The sequence below is a fragment of the Streptomyces melanosporofaciens genome, assembly GCF_900105695.1.
Lineage (GTDB): Bacteria > Actinomycetota > Actinomycetes > Streptomycetales > Streptomycetaceae > Streptomyces > Streptomyces antimycoticus.
In genome coordinates this window covers 494,624-512,628 of record NZ_FNST01000001.1, presented here as the reverse complement: position 1 = coordinate 512,628, position 18,005 = coordinate 494,624, and the positions used below count along the sequence as shown (strand labels likewise).

At 67.9% G+C, this 18,005-nt stretch carries 22 protein-coding genes and 1 pseudogene; 22 read left to right on the top strand and 1 reads right to left on the bottom strand.

Going from position 1 to position 18,005, the window contains the following annotated elements:
* The first annotated feature begins 531 nt into the window (after positions 1–531).
* From BLV72_RS02600 to BLV72_RS02560, 10 genes are all read left to right on the top strand, one after another.
* A complete protein-coding gene (locus tag BLV72_RS02600) occupies positions 532–921 on the top strand; it encodes a hypothetical protein (RefSeq protein ID WP_093459968.1) in 390 nt (129 codons plus the stop codon).
* Positions 922–991: 70 nt separating this feature from the next.
* Positions 992–1,543 (top strand): hypothetical protein, encoded by a 552-nt coding sequence (locus BLV72_RS02595; protein ID WP_093459966.1) that lies wholly within the window; start codon positions 992–994, stop codon positions 1,541–1,543.
* A 140-nt stretch (positions 1,544–1,683) separates the two neighbouring features.
* On the top strand, positions 1,684–2,862 hold the full coding sequence (locus BLV72_RS02590; protein WP_093459965.1) for a DUF932 domain-containing protein: 1,179 nt from the start codon (positions 1,684–1,686) through the stop codon (positions 2,860–2,862).
* A gap of 213 nt (positions 2,863–3,075) precedes the next feature.
* Positions 3,076–3,360: a hypothetical protein gene (locus tag BLV72_RS02585; protein WP_093459963.1), complete on the top strand. Its 285-nt coding sequence runs from the start codon at positions 3,076–3,078 to the stop codon at positions 3,358–3,360.
* Entirely contained in the window at positions 3,357–3,608 is a 252-nt protein-coding gene (locus tag BLV72_RS47150) for a hypothetical protein (RefSeq protein ID WP_143059728.1), read from the top strand. Before BLV72_RS02585 ends, BLV72_RS47150 begins: the two co-directional genes overlap by 4 nt.
* Before the next feature lie 93 nt (positions 3,609–3,701).
* Complete coding sequence (locus BLV72_RS02580; RefSeq protein WP_093459962.1) at positions 3,702–4,175, top strand: hypothetical protein; 474 nt, start codon at positions 3,702–3,704, stop codon at positions 4,173–4,175.
* A 238-nt stretch (positions 4,176–4,413) separates the two neighbouring features.
* The gene (locus BLV72_RS02575; protein ID WP_093459960.1) at positions 4,414–5,181 is read left to right on the top strand and encodes a hypothetical protein; all 768 of its coding nucleotides are present in this window, start codon (positions 4,414–4,416) and stop codon (positions 5,179–5,181) included.
* A gap of 259 nt (positions 5,182–5,440) precedes the next feature.
* Positions 5,441–6,073: a hypothetical protein gene (locus tag BLV72_RS02570; protein WP_093459959.1), complete on the top strand. Its 633-nt coding sequence runs from the start codon at positions 5,441–5,443 to the stop codon at positions 6,071–6,073.
* Positions 6,074–6,223: 150 nt separating this feature from the next.
* On the top strand, positions 6,224–7,813 hold the full coding sequence (locus BLV72_RS02565) for a ParB/RepB/Spo0J family partition protein (protein WP_244320585.1): 1,590 nt from the start codon (positions 6,224–6,226) through the stop codon (positions 7,811–7,813).
* 99 nt (positions 7,814–7,912) lie between these two features.
* Positions 7,913–8,377, top strand: a complete 465-nt coding sequence (locus BLV72_RS02560) for a hypothetical protein (RefSeq protein ID WP_143059727.1) — start codon at positions 7,913–7,915, stop codon at positions 8,375–8,377.
* A 79-nt stretch (positions 8,378–8,456) separates the two neighbouring features.
* Here BLV72_RS02560 and BLV72_RS50980 read toward each other — a convergent pair whose 3' ends face one another.
* Entirely contained in the window at positions 8,457–8,591 is a 135-nt protein-coding gene (locus tag BLV72_RS50980; RefSeq protein ID WP_280142997.1) for a hypothetical protein, read from the bottom strand.
* A gap of 72 nt (positions 8,592–8,663) precedes the next feature.
* On the opposite strand from BLV72_RS50980, the gene BLV72_RS46405 reads away from it, so the two are divergent.
* From BLV72_RS46405 to BLV72_RS02500, 12 genes and pseudogenes are all read left to right on the top strand, one after another.
* The gene (locus BLV72_RS46405; RefSeq protein WP_167746256.1) at positions 8,664–9,455 is read left to right on the top strand and encodes an N-6 DNA methylase; all 792 of its coding nucleotides are present in this window, start codon (positions 8,664–8,666) and stop codon (positions 9,453–9,455) included.
* Positions 9,452–10,147 (top strand): DUF3263 domain-containing protein, encoded by a 696-nt coding sequence (locus BLV72_RS51435; RefSeq protein WP_342030646.1) that lies wholly within the window; start codon positions 9,452–9,454, stop codon positions 10,145–10,147. Before BLV72_RS46405 ends, BLV72_RS51435 begins: the two co-directional genes overlap by 4 nt.
* A 71-nt stretch (positions 10,148–10,218) precedes the next feature.
* The gene (locus tag BLV72_RS02540; protein WP_093459951.1) at positions 10,219–10,776 is read left to right on the top strand and encodes a single-stranded DNA-binding protein; all 558 of its coding nucleotides are present in this window, start codon (positions 10,219–10,221) and stop codon (positions 10,774–10,776) included.
* Positions 10,777–11,037: 261 nt separating this feature from the next.
* Positions 11,038–11,958: a hypothetical protein gene (locus tag BLV72_RS49425; RefSeq protein ID WP_244320584.1), complete on the top strand. Its 921-nt coding sequence runs from the start codon at positions 11,038–11,040 to the stop codon at positions 11,956–11,958.
* Positions 11,843–12,418, top strand: a pseudogene (locus tag BLV72_RS51815) (tyrosine-type recombinase/integrase); the annotation flags it as partial. The gene BLV72_RS49425 and the pseudogene BLV72_RS51815, both read left to right, overlap by 116 nt.
* Positions 12,419–12,470: 52 nt before the next feature.
* Positions 12,471–12,785, top strand: a complete 315-nt coding sequence (locus BLV72_RS50975; RefSeq protein ID WP_093459947.1) for a tyrosine-type recombinase/integrase — start codon at positions 12,471–12,473, stop codon at positions 12,783–12,785.
* A complete protein-coding gene (locus tag BLV72_RS02520; protein ID WP_244320583.1) occupies positions 12,782–14,959 on the top strand; it encodes a tyrosine-type recombinase/integrase in 2,178 nt (725 codons plus the stop codon). Before BLV72_RS50975 ends, BLV72_RS02520 begins: the two co-directional genes overlap by 4 nt.
* 77 nt (positions 14,960–15,036) lie before the next feature.
* Complete coding sequence (locus tag BLV72_RS02515; protein ID WP_093459945.1) at positions 15,037–15,585, top strand: hypothetical protein; 549 nt, start codon at positions 15,037–15,039, stop codon at positions 15,583–15,585.
* A gap of 346 nt (positions 15,586–15,931) precedes the next feature.
* A complete protein-coding gene (locus BLV72_RS49415) occupies positions 15,932–16,186 on the top strand; it encodes a hypothetical protein (protein ID WP_244320582.1) in 255 nt (84 codons plus the stop codon).
* 196 nt (positions 16,187–16,382) lie between these two features.
* Complete coding sequence (locus tag BLV72_RS49410; protein ID WP_244320581.1) at positions 16,383–17,024, top strand: adenine nucleotide alpha hydrolase family protein; 642 nt, start codon at positions 16,383–16,385, stop codon at positions 17,022–17,024.
* A gap of 9 nt (positions 17,025–17,033) precedes the next feature.
* The gene (locus BLV72_RS49405) at positions 17,034–17,429 is read left to right on the top strand and encodes a hypothetical protein (RefSeq protein ID WP_244320580.1); all 396 of its coding nucleotides are present in this window, start codon (positions 17,034–17,036) and stop codon (positions 17,427–17,429) included.
* A gap of 30 nt (positions 17,430–17,459) precedes the next feature.
* Positions 17,460–17,804, top strand: coding sequence for a hypothetical protein (locus BLV72_RS02500; protein WP_093459944.1), 345 nt, complete (start codon positions 17,460–17,462; stop codon positions 17,802–17,804).
* Positions 17,805–18,005: the final 201 nt, after the last annotated feature.

The following is an 18,005-nucleotide window of genomic DNA, read 5'->3' as shown; positions in this document are numbered from 1 at the left end:
GTCTGCGGAGCAGACGGGTTGACGCTTCGTCCGCTCCGCTCCCGAAGCAGGCAGCAACGAGCGGGCCCTGGCGGGCCGCCAGGGCGGAACCGTGGGGGGCTCGCTGTGCTTCCCCGCCTAAGTGGCGCATCAGGAATGATGCAGCATGTTGGATTGGCGGAAACTACCTATGCCCCTCAGCGCTGAACTGACCGGCCCCCAGACCTCATGCGGGGGCCGGTCAGTTCAGCCACCCGCAGGGACCCAAGCCTCCCGACTGCCCACCGCGCGTACCTCTCTCGTCTCTATGTAGCCAAGAGCGGTAAGGGTAGGAGGGAAGTCGGGGCGAGAGTTGCTCTGAATATGTGACCTGAGCAGCAGAAACGCTCAGCGTCCCATTTCTGCGGTATGCAAGATGGAGTGTCAGATAGTGTGCCGCGTAGTGTTCCGGATGCTGTGTCAGGTATTGACCCCCAAACAGTCTTCCACTATTATGAACATGTGCGGGAGTGGTGTCCCGGACAGCCGAAGCATCAACGGGAAGGCAGCAGCATGGAAATCGCGATCGCTGGCGGAATCGTCCGACGCGTACGGGGAGGAGCTCAGAACGAGCGGTCAGCTCCTATGACTCCGAAGGCCGTTCAGGCCCGGACCATCGCGAACTTCCTGCCGCTCGTATGCGAGCGCGCAGGAGCGAAGATCGTGCACAACGCGGACGCCGGATACACCGGAGTGCGCTTCGAGACCGTAAACGGCCCGGTCATTCTTCAGATGCCGACCGAAGACGGAAACGACTTCCGGATCATCCACGAGTTCATCGAGCCGAGCGACGAAAACGGCCGGACCGAAAAGGAAATCGCGCACTTTCCGGCCATCTACAAGCCCCAGGGGGTAGCCCACTTCACCGCTCAGATTCTCAATTCGCGCGGATTCCTCGGATAGCCGCACACCGGCCGCCCGGGAAATCCGGGCGGCCGCCCAGGCCCACCCATCAACAGGAAGGGGAACGACCATGAGGGACTACACGAGGCACACCGAGGAAACCCAGCACACCGAGGAAACCACTGTCACCGCACTGAGCCCGGAGCCCCCCACAGATTTCGAGTACAAGCAGGCGCATCGTGCATGGCGCCAGTTGATCGGCTCAACTAACGGCCAGACCATCGGGCTCCGCTGGCGGGTAAGGGAGCTTACGCGTACCGCTTTCATCTTCGGGTGGGCAGCGTGTGCCCGCAGCGGTATCGGGAGCCCCGCACTCGCCGATGTGCCGATTCCCCCCGAAAGCGTCCTGTCGTTCTTCACGGAACTCAAGATCGAGTTGGGGACCAGGCCCACGCCTCGGCTCGGCCAGGAGGTGCGCTATCACGGATCGGTCGATCGGTTCCAAGGGGCCTACTTCTGGATCATGGGCATCACGGAGACGGCCGATAGCGAGGGTCAGGCGCAAGCGCTCTACGTGCTCGGCCGGTGGACAGGGAGGGGGTACCGGCGCGTCCTGTCCGACGTACACCGCTCCAGCATCACCCCCCTGGATAACTTCCACGAGGTGAAGTGGATCCGGTAGGGGTCTCGTGTCAGGGGCGCGGTACAGACAGCCGCGCCCCTGGTCAGAGGGGGGTTAACACCCTCCCATCTTCCACTATTATGGAAATTGTTCGGGGGTGGTGCCCCGGACACGCCGAAGCATCAACGAAAGGGCAGAGCATGACACAGCAGGTCACGGAGGATCCCGCCACCCGTACGCCTCGCACGAGCACCCGAAACGCCAATCTGTCCGATCTGGCGCACATGCTGGAGGTCCAGAACGGCCGGAAGCTGGACGTGGTCGCTCCCGCCTCATCACTCACGGTCGCGAATGGAAACCTGATCATGAGTGGTGTGGAGCCCGCCATGACCAGCCAGGGCAGGGCATTCATGTCCGACGGCGCGTACCAGCCCACCAACGTTGCAGAGGAAGGGTTCGCGGCGAAGCTGGGCATTCCGGTCGGGTACTTGCGCCGCATGCGCACCGAGAATCCGGCCCTGTACGACATCAATGTGTGCGGATGGCTGGAGCAGGACCCGACGCGCAAGTTCCTCATCCGCGCATTCCGGGGCGACGCCGCCGAGAACGGGGGTGGGGGAGTCGCGCGAGCCTTCCTGTCGGACAGCTACAGGCTGATCGATAACTTCGACATCCTCACCGCCGCTCTCCAGGGGGTCGAGTCATCGGGCCATCGTGTGGAGATCAGGGGGTGTGACCTCACCGACCGGCGGATGTACGTCCGCGTGGAGTCTGACCAGGTGGCCGTCCAGGCCCGGGAGTTGCTCCGGGGGTACCGCTCCCCCTTCACGGGCGAGACGGGTGATCAGCTGCCGATGATTTCGGCGGGATTCGTCATCTCCAATAGTGAGGTGGGGTCGGGGGCGTTCAGCATCACTCCGCGCGCGGTCGTGCAGGTGTGCCGCAACGGTCTGACGATGTCGAAGGACGTCATGCGAGCCGTGCACATCGGGGCGAAGCACGATGAGGGGATCGTGCAGTGGTCCGGTGCCACGCGCGCCAGGGAGCTGGAGTTGGTGGCTTCCAAGACCGCCGACGCCGTCCAGCAGTTCCTGTCTCCCGCCTACGTCGAAGCCAAGATCGCTGAGATCGAGCGGGAGGCTGGTAAGCAGATCTCCGATCCGGCGCAGACCATCGAAGTGGTGTCCAAGCAGCTCAGTTTTTCCGGCCCGGTGCGTGAGTCGATCCTGAACCACTTCATTCGGGGCGGACAAACGACCGCCGGTGGGGTCATGCAGGCTGTGACCTCGACCGCGCAGACGCTCTCCGATGCCGACGCCGCGCACGAGCTGGAGGCCATGGCGCTGCCTGCACTCGCCGCAGCCGCCCGGGCCGCTTAGGTCCATCCCCCGGCCAGGGTGCTACGCCTTCCCCGCTCCCCCCGGCGGGGGCGTAGCCCCTGGCGCCCGCCCGCACGGCCCCGGTTGGGTCCCCCCTGCCCCCGGGCCCGTGCGGGCCCCAGCCCCGCCGGTCCGACCGCTCAGGCCGAGCCGGCGGGGCGCGCCTGGGCGGTCCGGCCGCTCAGGCCCCGCACCGAGAGGACTACCAACCCCATGAGCATCGTCGTCATGCCGATCGTCTGTACCCAATGCCGCATCGGGCCTTACGCGCGGCTCAGGGCCGCCCTGTACGCCTGCCAGCGGTGCGGAGCACAGCGTCACGTCGCGGAGTTCGAGCTGGCTTCCGGCGAGCGGCTCACTCTTGAGGAAGGCCGGTTGTGCATACAGAGGGATCGTGCCGTGCCGGATCTCTTCACGGTGGAGCCCACGCACGGCGTCCAGGACCCTATCTGCGCGCCACTCTCAAGCGGGCGCTCCTTCACGAGCTCGGTCCGTTGACCCAGCCGGAGCAGGCCGAGATTGCTATGCGGCTGCGGGGGACAACATTGACCGACCGCGGTCCCTGGTCACTGACGCGCGCCGAATTGGGCACGCTGGTGGTGGCGCTCCGATGGCGACGAGGCCGGGCTCAGACGGCGGTCGATCCCCATGTGGAGCGTGCCCACGAGAACATCACGAAGGCCATCGCCAGCGCTTATGAGAACGACTCACGAGCGATGCAAGAGGACAAAGAAGCAGGTCACTAGGGGACTTCACCCTCTCGGTTCTTCCACTATTATGGATAGTGCAGCAAGGCGCTCCACCCGCATTCGTCGGCCAACCACCACCAGGAGCAACCCATGCCGGAACACGCCGGATCCGCCCCCGACACGGCACTGATCAAGGCTGCCCATGCCCGGGCAGACGAGACCGTCACACAGCTACTGTTCGCCGCAGGCGACGGACCGCATGACCTCACATGCGCACTCACGGATCCGCCCGCCGCCGCCCAAGCCGTCGTCATGGTCTACCGCGAAACCGGGGTCTTTCCGCTCTCCGCTGACGACATCGAAATGTTGATGACGCTGGTCACCTACGCGTTCACGCGGCCGGAGACAACGAATGCCGGGCTCCTTCTGAACAGCCCCCATCGCACAGGAGGCCGCACCATACGCGGCTGGGGAATCCACCAGGGCAAGGTGATCCCCTTCACCGCCGACGAAGCGCGCACCGCCTACTGCACCGACCCGAGTACCGGCGACCAGACCGAGCCGGACCACGACACGGTCTTCGAGGCCGGTTTCCCCCTGAGGCCCCCGACCCTCCCCCTGTGACGGACCGGACCCGCCGGATCCACCCGAGTACCAGGCAGTCAGCCCCGCTAGGCCGCCACGTCCTCACGCCCCACCACGACGCTGCGCCCGATCACTTCGCCGCCGCGCGGGGCCCGGTCGACTCTCCCCGTCACCGGGCCCCGCGCATGGCACGGACGTGCCCAACGTGGCGGTCGGACCCACGTTCCCGCCCTTCCGCCGGTCTCAGCCCGGCCAACACCGATCCAGGAGGCATCAAGTGCCCACTACCGGTCCCGATCTGTGGAAGTACCGCAAGCCGGACGCCTCGCCGGTGACGGCGGAGGTGGTATCAGCGCACATCGCCGCGACTCCAGCGGGCCAGGTACCTGGGATGCTGCGCCAGTGGGTGAAGGCGGCGGTCCCCCTGACGCTGTATCCGTCGACATTCGTTGGGCGCGACTTCGTCGGTGGTGACTGCCTGCTGACCACCGAAGGGTGCGACGTCGCCCCGGGCGCTGATCCGGTGCTGACCGTGCTGCCCCCGAACTACCACACGTCGAACGCTGCCTTCGTGGAAGACCTCAAAGCATATGCGGTGGCACAGGGGCGTACCGAGGCGGACGGAGCAGCGTTCGCGCGGTGGGTCATGGCGTCGGACATGCTCACGATGGGCGACGTCGAGGGGGTGTATGCGGCATGGGTGCAGGCACTCACATGCACCATGACCGCCCGGCAAGCGGTGATCACGTGCACACGCGAGCACGGCACGCAACTGCGCCTGCTTTGTAGGTGCGGACAGCGTCACACCAGCTCCCCCTGGCACGGCGTCTCTGTGTGGGACGACGAGGGATGCCACTACTTCCGTCTTGACGACGTGCCCATGGACCAGATCGCCGACGTGATCGCGCATTGGGGGTACCGGGTGACGGGTGAATGGTCGTCGATCCGGTACGGGACCGTCGTTCGTCGGGTGACGGTTGAGCCCATCGGCGGTCCCGAGGCGGACGAGGACTCCCCGGAGGGTCTGGCGGACGCTCCTGCGTAGGACGACGCTACGGGGGAGGCTGCGCCCCGTACGGCGGTTGCCGGTGCCGGACCGCTGCCCACCATCCGCCGGCGCGGCGGCGGATGGTGGGCGCGGGCTGAGCTGACAGGGAATCCGTGCCCATCGACCGGCACGGGTCCGTACGCCGGGGGTCGCCTCACGGTGGCAGGCGCTTTGGCCGCAGGCCGATCCCCGCAGACCGCCCGCCCGACGCGGCGGGCGGCTGACCTTGCGAACCCCGTCTTGGAGGGAGTGCGCCGTGAACGAAACGCGGAGCATCGAAAGCCAGGCCGACATGGACCAGTACGCCCAGGAGATCGCGCGGCTGCTCGACCCTCAGTGCCGCGTTGAGCCGCTGCCGCAGAATGCATCGCTGTCCGCGCGGATCGTGGACGGTGACGGCCGCGCGCTCGACCTCGTGAGGTGTGACGACCGTCGTCTGCGTGTCCAGGCGCAGCTGCCGGAGGACGCACCGGTAAGAACCCCGAGTATCCGGGTGAGCGCGCTGACGCCAAAACACGTCGCTGACCACATCCGGCGCAGGTTGTTGCCCCAGCATGCGGAGGCGCTGGAGAAGGCCGAGGCCGAGAAGGTCGTGCGGGAGGCGGAGCAGCGGGCCCGGGGTGCGGTGGCTGAGAAGCTGGCGAGTCTGGTTCCCGGTGCGTACGTGAACCCGGAATACCCGGGGCCCCGGCATACGACGGTGAGCTTTCAAAGGCGCGAGGATCCTGAGGACTTGTGGTTCACGGGCCGTATCTGGGCAACGGTCGGACCGCGGGGTGACTCGGTCGAGCTGGAGATCCACGCTCTGTCGGAGGAGGCGGAACACGCCTTGCGCGGGTTGGCGTCCCTGGATGGCTGGTGTACGCGGAAAGGTGATTCAGCAGGGTGAATGCCCTGTTCAGAAGGGGGTTCCACTAAAAGGAACTTCCACTATTATGAATGTTCCGCAGGCCAGATGGGGGTTCCCCCTCCTGGTACTTCCACTATTATGAATATGTCGGTCGGAACCGACACCGCCAACCATCAACAGGAGGCACCCGTGTCCACCAAGACGCCGCCCCGCCCGTCTTCCGCCAAGGCCACGCCGCCCGCGCAGACCACGCCTCCCGCGCACGATCAGGAGCGCCGGATCGTCCAGCTCGACCCCGCCGCCATCGTCCGGGACGAGTGCAACGCCCGCACGACCGACACCGAGGCGGACGCCGAACTGATCGCCTCCGTCGAGGCACTCGGCGTCGAAGAGCCGATCAGCGTCCGCCCGCGCCCCGACGGCACCTACGGCGCTTTCAAGGGATGGCGCCGTGCCCAGGCGCAGCAGATCGCCAATGCCACCGCCAAGGAGGGCGGACGGCCGGAGCGCACGATCAGCGCATTCGTCCGTGACGACCTGGTGGGCCGTGACGGGTGGACCCGGTTCCTGTCCCTCACGGAGAACAAGAACCGCGAGCAGATGAGCGAGCGGGACACCGTGCAGGCCGTCGAGCTGTGTCTGCTGGACATGAACGACGTGGAGCAGACGGACGCCTGCCGGGCCATGGGGCTCAAGCGTGGTGCGGCCAAGACCGCGCGCAAGGCGGCGCAGCTCAGCGACGCCGCACTGCGCAGCGCATCGGCCGAGGGCATGGATCTGGAGCAGATGGCCGACCTGTCCGAGGTCGAGTCCGTCACCGGCGCACAGCGCAGGCTGGAGGCCGCGAAGATCCAGGACGAGAAGGAAGGCAAGGGCGGCCGGGGTCACTGGGATCACATCATGGCCCAGCTCCGTCAGGCTAAGGCCGAGGACGAAACCCGTGAGCAGACGGTCAAGGAACTCGCCGAGGCGGGGATCCCGCTGCTCAAAACCCACTTCTCCTGGGGGCAGAAGGACCCGTCCAAGCCCCTGTCAGACCTGACAACGCCGCTGGGCAACCCGCTCACCGGGGAGAACCACGCGGGGTGTCCGGGTCACAGCGCGCGCCTGGACCACGAAGGGCAGCCCGTGTGGCACTGCTCCGACCCGGCCGCCCACGGGCACAAGGTGCGCCCGGTGCCGAAGAAGCCCCGGACGGCTGAGGATGAGGCCCAGGCCGCCGAACGGCGGAAGGTGATCGCCCGCAACAAGGCGTGGACCGCTGCTCAGGGACCGCGCAAGGACTTCATCGCCAAACTGTGCGCGGGCCGGGCCCTGCCCGATGAGGCCCGCAAGCTCGCGCTGCGGACCGTCGTCGGCCTCCCGTACCACTACGAGAAGTGGGTGGAAAAGAAGCCGACCGAGGACCTGGCCCGGTTCCTGGGGGTCAAGGACCCCCAGGTCGACGAGGGTGGGGCGGCTTCCGGCTCTGACCCGTTCGGGGATTTGGTCGAACGGACCGGCAAGCCCCGGGAGATGCACGTGGTGTTCGCGGGCGTGGCCGCCGCGTTCGAGTACGACCTGCGCGAGAAGAACGCGTGGCGCAACCTCTTCGGCCACCAGGCCCGGTGGCTGATGTTCCTGGAAGCGCTGGGATACACGCTCTCCGAGGTCGAGCAAGAGGCCCTCGCGACGCACCGCCCGAAGCACGCGGATGCGGAGTCCGGGACGGAGCTCAGGGAGCCGACCGACACCGACGGGGCGTCTGCTGCCGGTCGGGACTCGGATGAGGCCGCCTGATCGGCCGCGCTCTCCCCACCTTCGCAGCGGCCCCCGGCCCGGCCCTTCCTGCCCGGACGAGCCGGGTGCCGCTGCTACGCCCCTCGGAGAACGGCAGCCATGTCCGACCCCGGCATCGGTGACCACATCGGTGACACGCCCGGCTCCGGTTCTCGCTCAGTCGTCCCGGCGGTCCATCGGGCCGCACCATCACCAAGCAAGAAAGAGATCACCATGAGTAGTGCCACGCTCGAATCGGTCATCGACTTCATCCTCAACCAAGCCGACGAAGGCAGCGTCGAGAAGGTCTTCGCGGCGGGCAACCAGCGCATGGCGACCCTGATCAACGCCCGCGCCGCCCAGGTCACCGAAGGCGCGACCGTGCGCCTGACCGGCTTGAAGCCCAAGTACCTCAACGGACTTCAGGGAGAGGTCGTAGAGCTGACGCGCGAGCGGAAGCAGATCATCGCGGTCGTCCTGCTGGACGAGACATCCACCACCGAGTTCTCGTTCCACAGGGAGATCGACCCGGAGACGCAGAGGCATCGGGTGCGCGTGCCCGCTGGCACGTGCAAGGTCCTTTAGCCCCATCCAGTTGGCCGTCCGCGTGGTCCGCCGCGCGGACGGCCCCGCCCCTCGCTTCTGTTTCGACTCACCGGCCGCCTCAGGCGTGCCTGCCCGATCCGGAGACAGTGTTATGGACCAGCCCGATTCCCAGGATGAGGTAGGCGCCGACGCCGAGCATCCCCTCCGTCCTCGCCGAGCGCACGGCACAGCCGCGGAACAGCTCGTCGCTCATGTCGCCGAAAGTGCCGCTGCCGCCTGGCACCGAGACCGCGGTGGTGTCTCCATCGAGATCCCTCTTGGAGTGGTGGCCGCCCTCGCCCAGGTGACGCAGCCAGCGGAGGGACCGGACGTCAGCGCCCGTCTGCTGGCTCTCGCGCCCCAGGAACTGCTGGCCCTCTTGGAGCGGGTGTGGTCCCGGCAATGGATCGTGCACCCCGAACTCGTTGTGTGGGCGCGTCCCCTCCACGCCTGGCTCACCAGCAGCACGCCACCGGCGGAAACCGTCGAAGCCATCCATGCCACCGCTCGGGCCGCCGTTCGTGCCGGGCAGCTGGAGCTGACGGGTGCCCCGGATCCCTGGGACCGGGCACAAGCTGACCTGCTCGGCCGCATGCTGGACGAACTGCGTTCTCACGGCGCACGTGAGGCCATGGGTGAACACCACACGCCGCCTGACGTTGCTGCGCTGTTCAGCCAGTTCACCGTACGGGAGGCAGACGCTCCGGAGCCTGGACGATGGTTCTACGAAGTAGCTGCCGGCACCGGCGGGATCTTCCGCGCCACCGCGCAGCACCTCCGCCGCAGGGGCCTGAATCCCCATGGCTACGGCTGGTCAATGGTCGAGATCGACCCTCTGGCCGCCGCCTGCTGCGCGGTCAACGCCGTCGTCTGGGACCTGGGACCGAACGTCGTGATCGCGTGTGCCGACGTGCTGGTCACCCCCGATGCCCACCAGCAGGCCACGGCCCAGCGCCGCAGGATCCGGGCTCACCGCGATCGCGTCGTCGGCCAGGCAGGTCTCATCGCGACCACGCGCTCCGCCGCCGCGCTGCTGAACCTGCCCACCGCCGGGAACCATGAGAAAGGCGCGCCATGACGACCCAGCACGCCGTGTTTCCACCGCTGATCGTCACCCGCCGGGTTGAAAGCGAGGACCGGGCCCCGGCCGATGTCGACACCCGGCGGGTGTGCATCGTGCGAGCCGATGAGGTCGGAGCCGGAGACCTGGTCCTCGCCTCCTTCGACTGGCTGAAGACCGTCTACTTCAACGCGCCCTACGAGGCCGAACCGATGCCGTACGACCGCCACTGCCCGTGCGGGGCATGCGAGTTGCTGGCCGACGAACCCGGCCCGGTCGTCGTCTCCGGCACCCCCCGAGGGGTCTGTTCCCCTCACCCTGCTGCCTCGCCGTTGCTCATCGCTCCCGCAGCACGGCAGGGGAGCGCAGAGGCCGGCGCGCCGCCGACGGACGGTGTCATCTGCTGTGCAGCAGGACTCATCGAGCCGGGCGCCCCCGCGCGCCTGGGCGCACCACGGGGCCGTGGCGGGCATCTGAGTGCCCGGGACCGGGACATCATCGGCCTGGCCGCGCGGAGCTTCCGTACACCGGGGGCGCGGGATCGGGTCATCCGTGAGGAACTGGGCTTGTCCCCCACCCGGTACTTCCAGCTTCTCAACGGGCTGCTCGACGATGTCCGCGCTCTGGCACACGATCCGGTCACCATCAACCGCCTGCGGCGCATCAGAGAGGAGAACCGGGTCAAGCGGGAGCTTCCGGAAGGGCCGTAGTGCCTGGTGGGAGGGGGGGTCCCCGATCCCACATCTTCCACTATTATGAATCTAAGGAAGGGAGGTGCCCCATGCCCGGCGAGCCCGCCGTGCCGATCTCCGGCACCGTGATCGGCAACCCCGAAATCCGCTTCACCGACAACGGCACCCCTGTCGCCCGGTTCCGCATGAAGTCCGTTCCTCGCGTGTGGGACGCCCGGGGCAACACCTGGACCGACGGGAAGGCGGTGCGCTACGTGTGCACCGTGTGGCGCAAGGTCGCCGAGCACGTCGCCGAATCCCTGGTGAACGGGACGGCCGTGCTGGTGTTCGGACGGCTCACCGATGCCGAGGGAGGCGTGCTGCACATCAGCGTCGACGACATCGGCATCAGCCTCCGCGACCGCATCGTCTACACCGAGGTGAGCCTTCCGAGCCCACTCGCCGCCCGCCCCCAGGGAGTTGGCGCCGCAGCACCGGCACCTGCGCACCAGGAAGCCGGAACCGGCGCACCGGCGGCCGCCGAGACCGCCACCGTGCCCGGGGCCGCGCCGAACTGGTGGCACCAGCAGCGAGCGCGGAGCTGGCAGGGCTTCACTCAGATGGCCGCCCGCGCCACGTCCGACCCCGGCGCCTTCCGCATCACCTGATCACGCCGCACGCCCGGCTCCCTGGCCCGCGCCCCACACCACCTGTGGGGCGAAGGACGCTCCGTGCCGATGCGCGCCGCCATCAAGACACCGTGCTCTACGACTCCCGAGCTCCTCGCCGGACCCAACGAATCCCCGGCGGTGGCCTCAGCGGTCCTCTTACGCGCGGCCTGGACGCCCGGGCTCGGCCCCGGCAGCCCTCGCAGCTGAACCAGCGCCGCCTGCTTCCAGCACGTCCCACGCCATCTAAGGAGGTTCGCCGTGCCCCGTACCCCCGCTCGGCTTCCCGAGCCGCTGCCGGGCCTCGGCCGAGGCGACGTCGACGTCGTCATCAACTGGGGGCTGGGGCGTGACTCGAGCAGCATCATTGCCCGGCTCCTCGACGATCCCGCAGCCCACGGCATCGACCTGGAGCGCACCGCGGTCATCCATATGGCGACCGGCGACGAGTGGCCGGACACCATCGCAGACGCGGAGCGGTTCATGCTACCGCTCTTCCGCCGCCACGGACTGCGCCTGGTCCAGCTCGCGCGAGCGGGCCAGGCCAAGGCGGCGGGGATCGAGGTGCTCGATGACTCCCGGTGCCCGGCCGAACTGGTCACCCGCGGCAGCTGGACGCTGTGGGAGGAGATGGAGTCCAACGGCACCGTGCCCCAGCAGGCCGGCACCCGGCTGTGCAGTCTCCACGCTAAGGCAGAGGTCGGCGACCGCTGGATCCCGGCGACCACCGGCGGCGGCCCTTTCCGGCAGATCATCGGCTTCAACGCCGACGAGCCCGGCCGAGCCAAGGCCGACGCCGTCATGAGTAAGAACCCATTGCGCACTGCCGTCTTCCCGCTCATCGAATGGGGCTGGGGCCTCGAAGACTGCCAGAACTACCTCTTCGATCGGTTCGGGATCTGGTGGAAGAAGAGCTACTGCACCTTCTGCTTTATGTGGAATCGGGCGGGCCTAACCTGTGGTCATGGCCCCCATCCCGTGGGGCAAGTTCCCCACTGTTGCAGAGCATCAACTGGCTCACCGGTGGCTTCAGTTCACGGCGAACATCGGGCGAGCTCCCAACACCATCGACGCGTACGGGCGGGCGGTCGAGGACCACCTGCGGTTCTGCGCTGTGGAAGGCACGGACCCGTTACTGGCCCGCGCGGACACCGTCGCAGCTTGGATCAGGGACATGCTTGACCGGCCCCTTCGCCGTCCTGCGAAGGGCCCACGACGGGCGGATACGGGACTCGCGAACGCGACCATCCAACAGCGCCTGGTGGCCGTCCGGTCCTTCTACGAGTACCTGGTGGAAGACGGGCTGCGGGAGCAGAACCCGGTCCGGCGAGGACAGGCAAGCCGTGGTGGTCGCAGACCCCGCCAGGGCCTCGTACGACACGTCGAACAGGCTCCCTGGATCCCCAACGAGGAGATCTGGCAACGGATCCTGACCGCCTCGGCCGAGGAACCACTGCGCAACCGGCTGATGGTCACGCTCGCCTACGACGGTGCACTACGCCGCGAAGAACTCGTCCAGCTCGACGTCGAGGATTTCGAGCCTGCACACCGACTGATCCACCTTCGGGCGGAAACCACCAAGTCCCAGCGAGCCCGGGAAGTGGCCTTCGGCACAACCTCGTCCCGGCTGTTCGTGGCCTACCTCACCGAGCGCCGCACGATGTTCGGTCGGATCGACGGACCGCTGTTCCGCTCTGTCTCGAACCGCAACTACGGGTGCCCCACTGGGCCCTTCCATCTGGTCGAAGACCGTCGAGCGTATCGCCCGCCACGCCGGGGCTGCCCGGTTGTCCACTCACACCCTGCGGCATCTTCGGCTGACCGACCTGGCCCGCGCCGACTGGACCATCGACCAGATCGCCCAATACGCCGGCCACCGCGATCTTGCCACCACCATGCGCTACATCCACTTGTCCGGCCGTGAACTGGCTGCCCGCTTCCACCGCACGAACAAGACCATCCAGGCCGACCGCGAGCGACTGCTCGCCGCACTGCTGGAGGAGCGATGAACACGACCGATTCCCACCACGCCCCTGGCGACGCGATGCCGCGCGAGGCTCTGCTGGAGCTGATGCGACCGGTCGACGAGGCCATCCGGGCCTGGTCCCCCAAGACCGCCCGCGCCGCACGCAACCGCATCGTTGACGAGGTACGCGTCCGCGGCCTCTCCTACCGGTCATGGGACGAGGCCATCTGGGCGGAGATATCCCGCACGGCCGGACCCGCCCGTCTGCACATCGCAGCTCTGGGCCACCTCCTCGGCGGGCATCACCGCCTGCACCACACGGCCGGGATCAACCAGCTCCGCAGGCTCGCCGACCTGGTCTTCGGCCCCGGCGCCACCCAGCCCGCGCTCGACGAGATCGAACAGACCCTGAGTTCCTGGCAGACCTCCCCGCATCTGCTGGAGTGGCAGGTCGGCAACGCGGTCCTCGACGCGCTCCTCAGCGCGGGCAGCCCCCGGCTGGAAGACCTCACCGACGACCTCGTACGCCAACTCGTCACCGCCTACAAGGCTGCGGGTCTGACCAGTCGCCGCCGCGGTCTCATCAAGATCTCCCGGGTGCTCGCGGACAAGGGCATCATCCCGGCCCCGCTGCACATCAACGAGGACAAGGCCGGCCCCCGCTCCGACATGCTCTCCACCGTTCCACCCGAGTGGGCCGAGTGGGCCCTGCGCTGGCGGAAGTTCTCCACCCACGAGCCCGGCACCATCCGCTCGATGTTCTCCGTCATCCTCATCGCCGGACGCTGGGCCGCGGAGAAGCACCCGGACGTCATCTCGCCGGATCAGTGGACCCGGGACATGGCGGCCGAGTACATCGCCGACACCATGCAGGCCACCGTCGGGCAGTGGGCCGGCCACAACCGCAACCGCAGCCGCTTCGGCCAGCCCATCTCCGCAGGCGGACGGGCAGCGCGGATCGACGGCATCCGCGGGTTCTTCTGCGACCTCATCGAATGGGAATGGATCAAGCCACGCTTCGACCCGCGCCGCGTGATGAGCATGCCACTGTCCCTGCGCGCCCAGATGGGGCCGAACCCCAGGATCATCGACGACGCGTCATGGGCCAAGCTCATGGCCGCCGGGCTCACCCTGAACGCCGAGGACCTCATGCCCTACGGCTCTGGCCGAGCCCGAAAGGCCGGCTGGAAGGCCACCTACTACCCGATCGAGATGGTCCGGGCCATGGTTGCGGTCTGGCTGTTCGGCGGCTGCCGCGTCGACGAGATCCGCCGTCTCGACCTGGACTGCGTCACCTGGGACAAGGGCACCGACGACACCAGCGGCGAGCCCTTCACCATCTGTCTGCTGCACATCCCGCAGAACAAGACGTCCCGGCCGTTCAATAAACCGGTCGACCCGATAGTCGGCCAGCTCATCGACGCCTGGAAACTCACCCGGCCACCTCAGCCCGACCTGGTCGATCGCAAGACCGGCGAGAAGCGGCAGCACCTGTTCTGCCACCGGGGCCAGCTCGTCGGCAAGGACTACCTCAACCACAACATCCTCCCGGTCCTCTGCCGCAAGTCCGGCGTCCCGCAGACCGACTCCCGCGGCGCCCTGACCAGCCACCGCGCCCGCGCCACCATCGCCACTCAACTCCTCAACGCCCGCGAGCCGTTAACTCTCAACGACTTGCAGCAATGGCTCGGCCACAAACACCCGGCCAGCACCCGCTACTACGCGGCGATCCTGCAGCGCACCCTCACCGCGGCCTACAAGAAGGCCGACTACTTCGCCCACAACGTCCGCACCATCCAGGTTCTCATCGACCGCGAGTCCATCCTCACCGGAGCCGCCGCTGGCGGCGAGCAGCCCTGGAAGTACTACGACCTGGGCGAGGGCTACTGCAGCTACGACTTCTTCGCCAAGTGCCCTCACCGGCTGGCCTGCGCACGCTGCCCCTTCTACGTCCCCAAGCAGTCCTCGCAGGGCCAGCTCCTGGCCGTCAAAGACGGCATCGACCAGATGCTCGAGCGCCTGGACCTGACCGATGACGAACGCGAAGCCCTCGAAGGAGACCGCGAAGCGGTCACCGCCCTCGCCGAGCGCCTCGCCGACACGCCGACCCCAGGCGGCCCCACTCCACGCGAACTCGGGACCACCGACGGCTTCATTCCCCTGACCCACCTCATGAAGACGATCGCCCCAGACCGGGGCGAGCAGGAGACCGATTGATAAACGAGCCCTCAAGCGCGACGAGAGAGGTCACAGACCCGTCTCGATTCCCAATAACTTGCCGCTTCCCCGTGTCCATGGGGTCGCTCCCCGCCCACCTGGACCGGATGCGCGCCCACCCGCAGATCGCCGGACGCGTGCTGCGCCTGGAGTACACCTCCATGGCCCTCAACCCCAACGGCCGTCTGTTCGGCAAGCGCAGCCTGCTGGAGCACTTCTCCCCCGCCGCCCCTGCCTCCCACGAAGTCCTGGATGCCTTCCAGCGCGAACTGGACTGCCCTTGGGCCATCTACGAAGTCCGACGGATCTTGCCCGTCTCCAAGACAGATCCCACCGTGCGGGCTCCGGCGCTGCGGTCCGTCGCGCGCCTGACCTTCGGGACCGCCTCGCAGACGGGGCGGCATCTGATCAAGGTTTCGGACAAGAACGACGTGCCGGTGGAGATCGACTCGGAGTACGGCTCGGTGCGTGCGTGGCTCCGGAGGCGCGGACAGGGCTTCCCCACTGTGGAGCACTTCCTGGTGGCGGCTCCGTTCTTCGTCAAGGACAAGCAGCAGGAACGGTTCGAACGCGAATGGGCCGCCCATCGCGGCCTCGGCCGACCGGCCTTCGCCAGCCCGGTGTGAGCGGAAGCTCATGCTGTACCTGGCCACCCCCTCGGGGCCGGACGTGCGGACCGCGATGTGCGCCGGGCTCCTGGGGTGTATCACCACTCCCGCCCAGGGCAATCTGATCGGCCCGGGTCGGACGTCTGGTCCCGGTGGCTCGCCCAGCAGATCGAACGCTACGACGGGCCCCAGCGGTGCCTGTGGGCCGTGGCCCCGGACGTGCCCTGTGACGCTGAGCAAACGCTCGTCGAATCCCGCCCCTGGCTGCCCCGGATCCGCGATCTGGGGGTGCCAGCGGCGTTCGCTGCTCTGGATGGGTGCGAACACGACCTGGTCCCCTGGGACGACATCGATGTGCTGTTCCTTGGCAGGCAGCACCGCCTGGAAACTCGGCCCGGCCGCCGAAGGGCTGGCGCGCGAAGCTGCGGCACGCGGCAAAGCCATCCACATGGGCCGGGTCAACTCCCGCAGGCGGCTCACCATCGCCCAGTGGTACGGCTGCGACTCCGTCGACGGAACGTACCTGGCCTTCGGACCGGCCAAGAACCTCAGCCGCCTGCGGAGCTGGCTGGCGGAACTGGGCCAGCAGCCACCACCCCTCTTCCGTCATGCGCCGTGACGGCAGCCACCTCCCACCACGACGAGCCGCCGCTGCCCGCAGCCCGCTTCTCGCCGTGATTCCCGGGAGCGGCCGCGCAGCGACGGCCCAGCACGCCGCCCCGGCATCGGGCCGGCCAGATCGGTCCTGACATCCCGCTCTCTGCCGACCCACGGCCGGGCTCGACACCGCCCGCCCCTCAGCCAAGAGAAAGATCATGTCCCCTGCACACCATGCCCCCGTTGAGACCGTCACCCGCGCGCCGAGGCCGGACCTCACCGACTACGACCTGCTGGCCCCCCGGCTGTCCGGTGGGAAAGACAGCGCCCTGATGATGTGGCTGTTCATCGAGACAGCCCGGACCGCCGGCATCATCGAACGAGTCCGCAGCTACCATGCATCGCTCGGCCTCTTGGACTGGCCGGGCATCACGTATCACGGCGTCTACTGGCCCGGCGTTTCCGAGCTCGCCGCCCGGCAGAGCACCGCCTTCGGCCTGCCTCCCGACCAACTCATCGAAGTCACCCGCACCCTCACCGGCCCCGACGGAACCCGGATGCCTCACTCGCTGCTCACCGAGATTGCCGCGTACGGACGGTTCCCGCGGCTCGGCAGCCGGTACTGCACCAAGAGTGCCAAGGACACCGTGGTCTCGGCGTCCTGGACGCCGTTCGTCACCCAGCGGAAGAAGGAGCTGGGAAGGCCGGTGCGGATCTTGAAGGTCCAGGGCATGCGGCGGGACGAGAGCCGCAGTCGCAGTGCGCTCGCGCCGTACCGGAACGTGCTGGCCAACGGTGCCAGGAGCGTCGACGAGTGGCTTCCAGCGCTGGAGTGGACGACCGAGGCGGTCAAGGAGTGATGCGACTCCATGCCCGTCGCGCGGCACTGGACGTACGACTCGGTACCGGGCGCCGGCGACTGGCTGGGCACGTCCCGCTGCTCCTGCTCACTGTGCAGCTTCGCCTCCAAGCGGGACCTGCTGCTCGCGATCGGCCGACGGCCGCGCCTGGCAGCGCTCTACGAGCTGGTGGAGAGCATTCGCGGCGACAGCCTCCGCAGCGACTGGCGCATCCATGACCTGATCCATCTCGCGGAGGCCCCTGACGCTCCCGACCCAGGTGTCGTCTGCGCTGACAACACCCGAGCCTTCGCCATGCTCGAGCAACAGGTTCGGGCCGCGCTCACCCAGCCACCGCGCAAGGCCGTCAAGCTGGCCCGCCGCGCCGGCACGCTGCCGTGCACCAGCTGCCCCGCCCACCCGTGACCGCACACAATCGAAAGGAGGGTGAGACCGATGACGTATCCGACTGAGCACTTGATGGACCTCGCAGCGCTGGTCGGCGCCACCACCGAGGCAGAGGACCTGAAGAGAATCCTGAGCGAGGGACGCGAGCTCTACCACCGCGGGCTTGAGGAGATGCAAACCGAAGTCGCCCGCGAGTGCTCGGAGCTGGCCGACCAGGAGCTCGCCGAGCAATACCAGCACCTGGGAGCACCATGGCCCGCAGGCAGTACGCGGGATGAGACCATCTCCATGCTGGCCTTCCACCGCTGGGATTCCACCCCTGGCGCTATCGCCTTCGGCTTCATCGCCGAGCATGCAGCGCGCCACGGGGTCAGCGCGATCCCGGAGGAGTGATCGCCCGGCCGGGACGGGCAGTGGATCGGTCCCGGCCGCCCTCCTGTGTCTCGTGAGTCCGCCGACCTTGCTGGAGCTCCGGCCGCAGCTGACAAGGTCGCTCATGCTCGCGCCAAGAATCTCTGACGACGGGCTGGATCCCACACGGGACCTTCTGCCATTATGAGCAGTAACGGAGCGCGACAGCGTTCACCGTCTGCT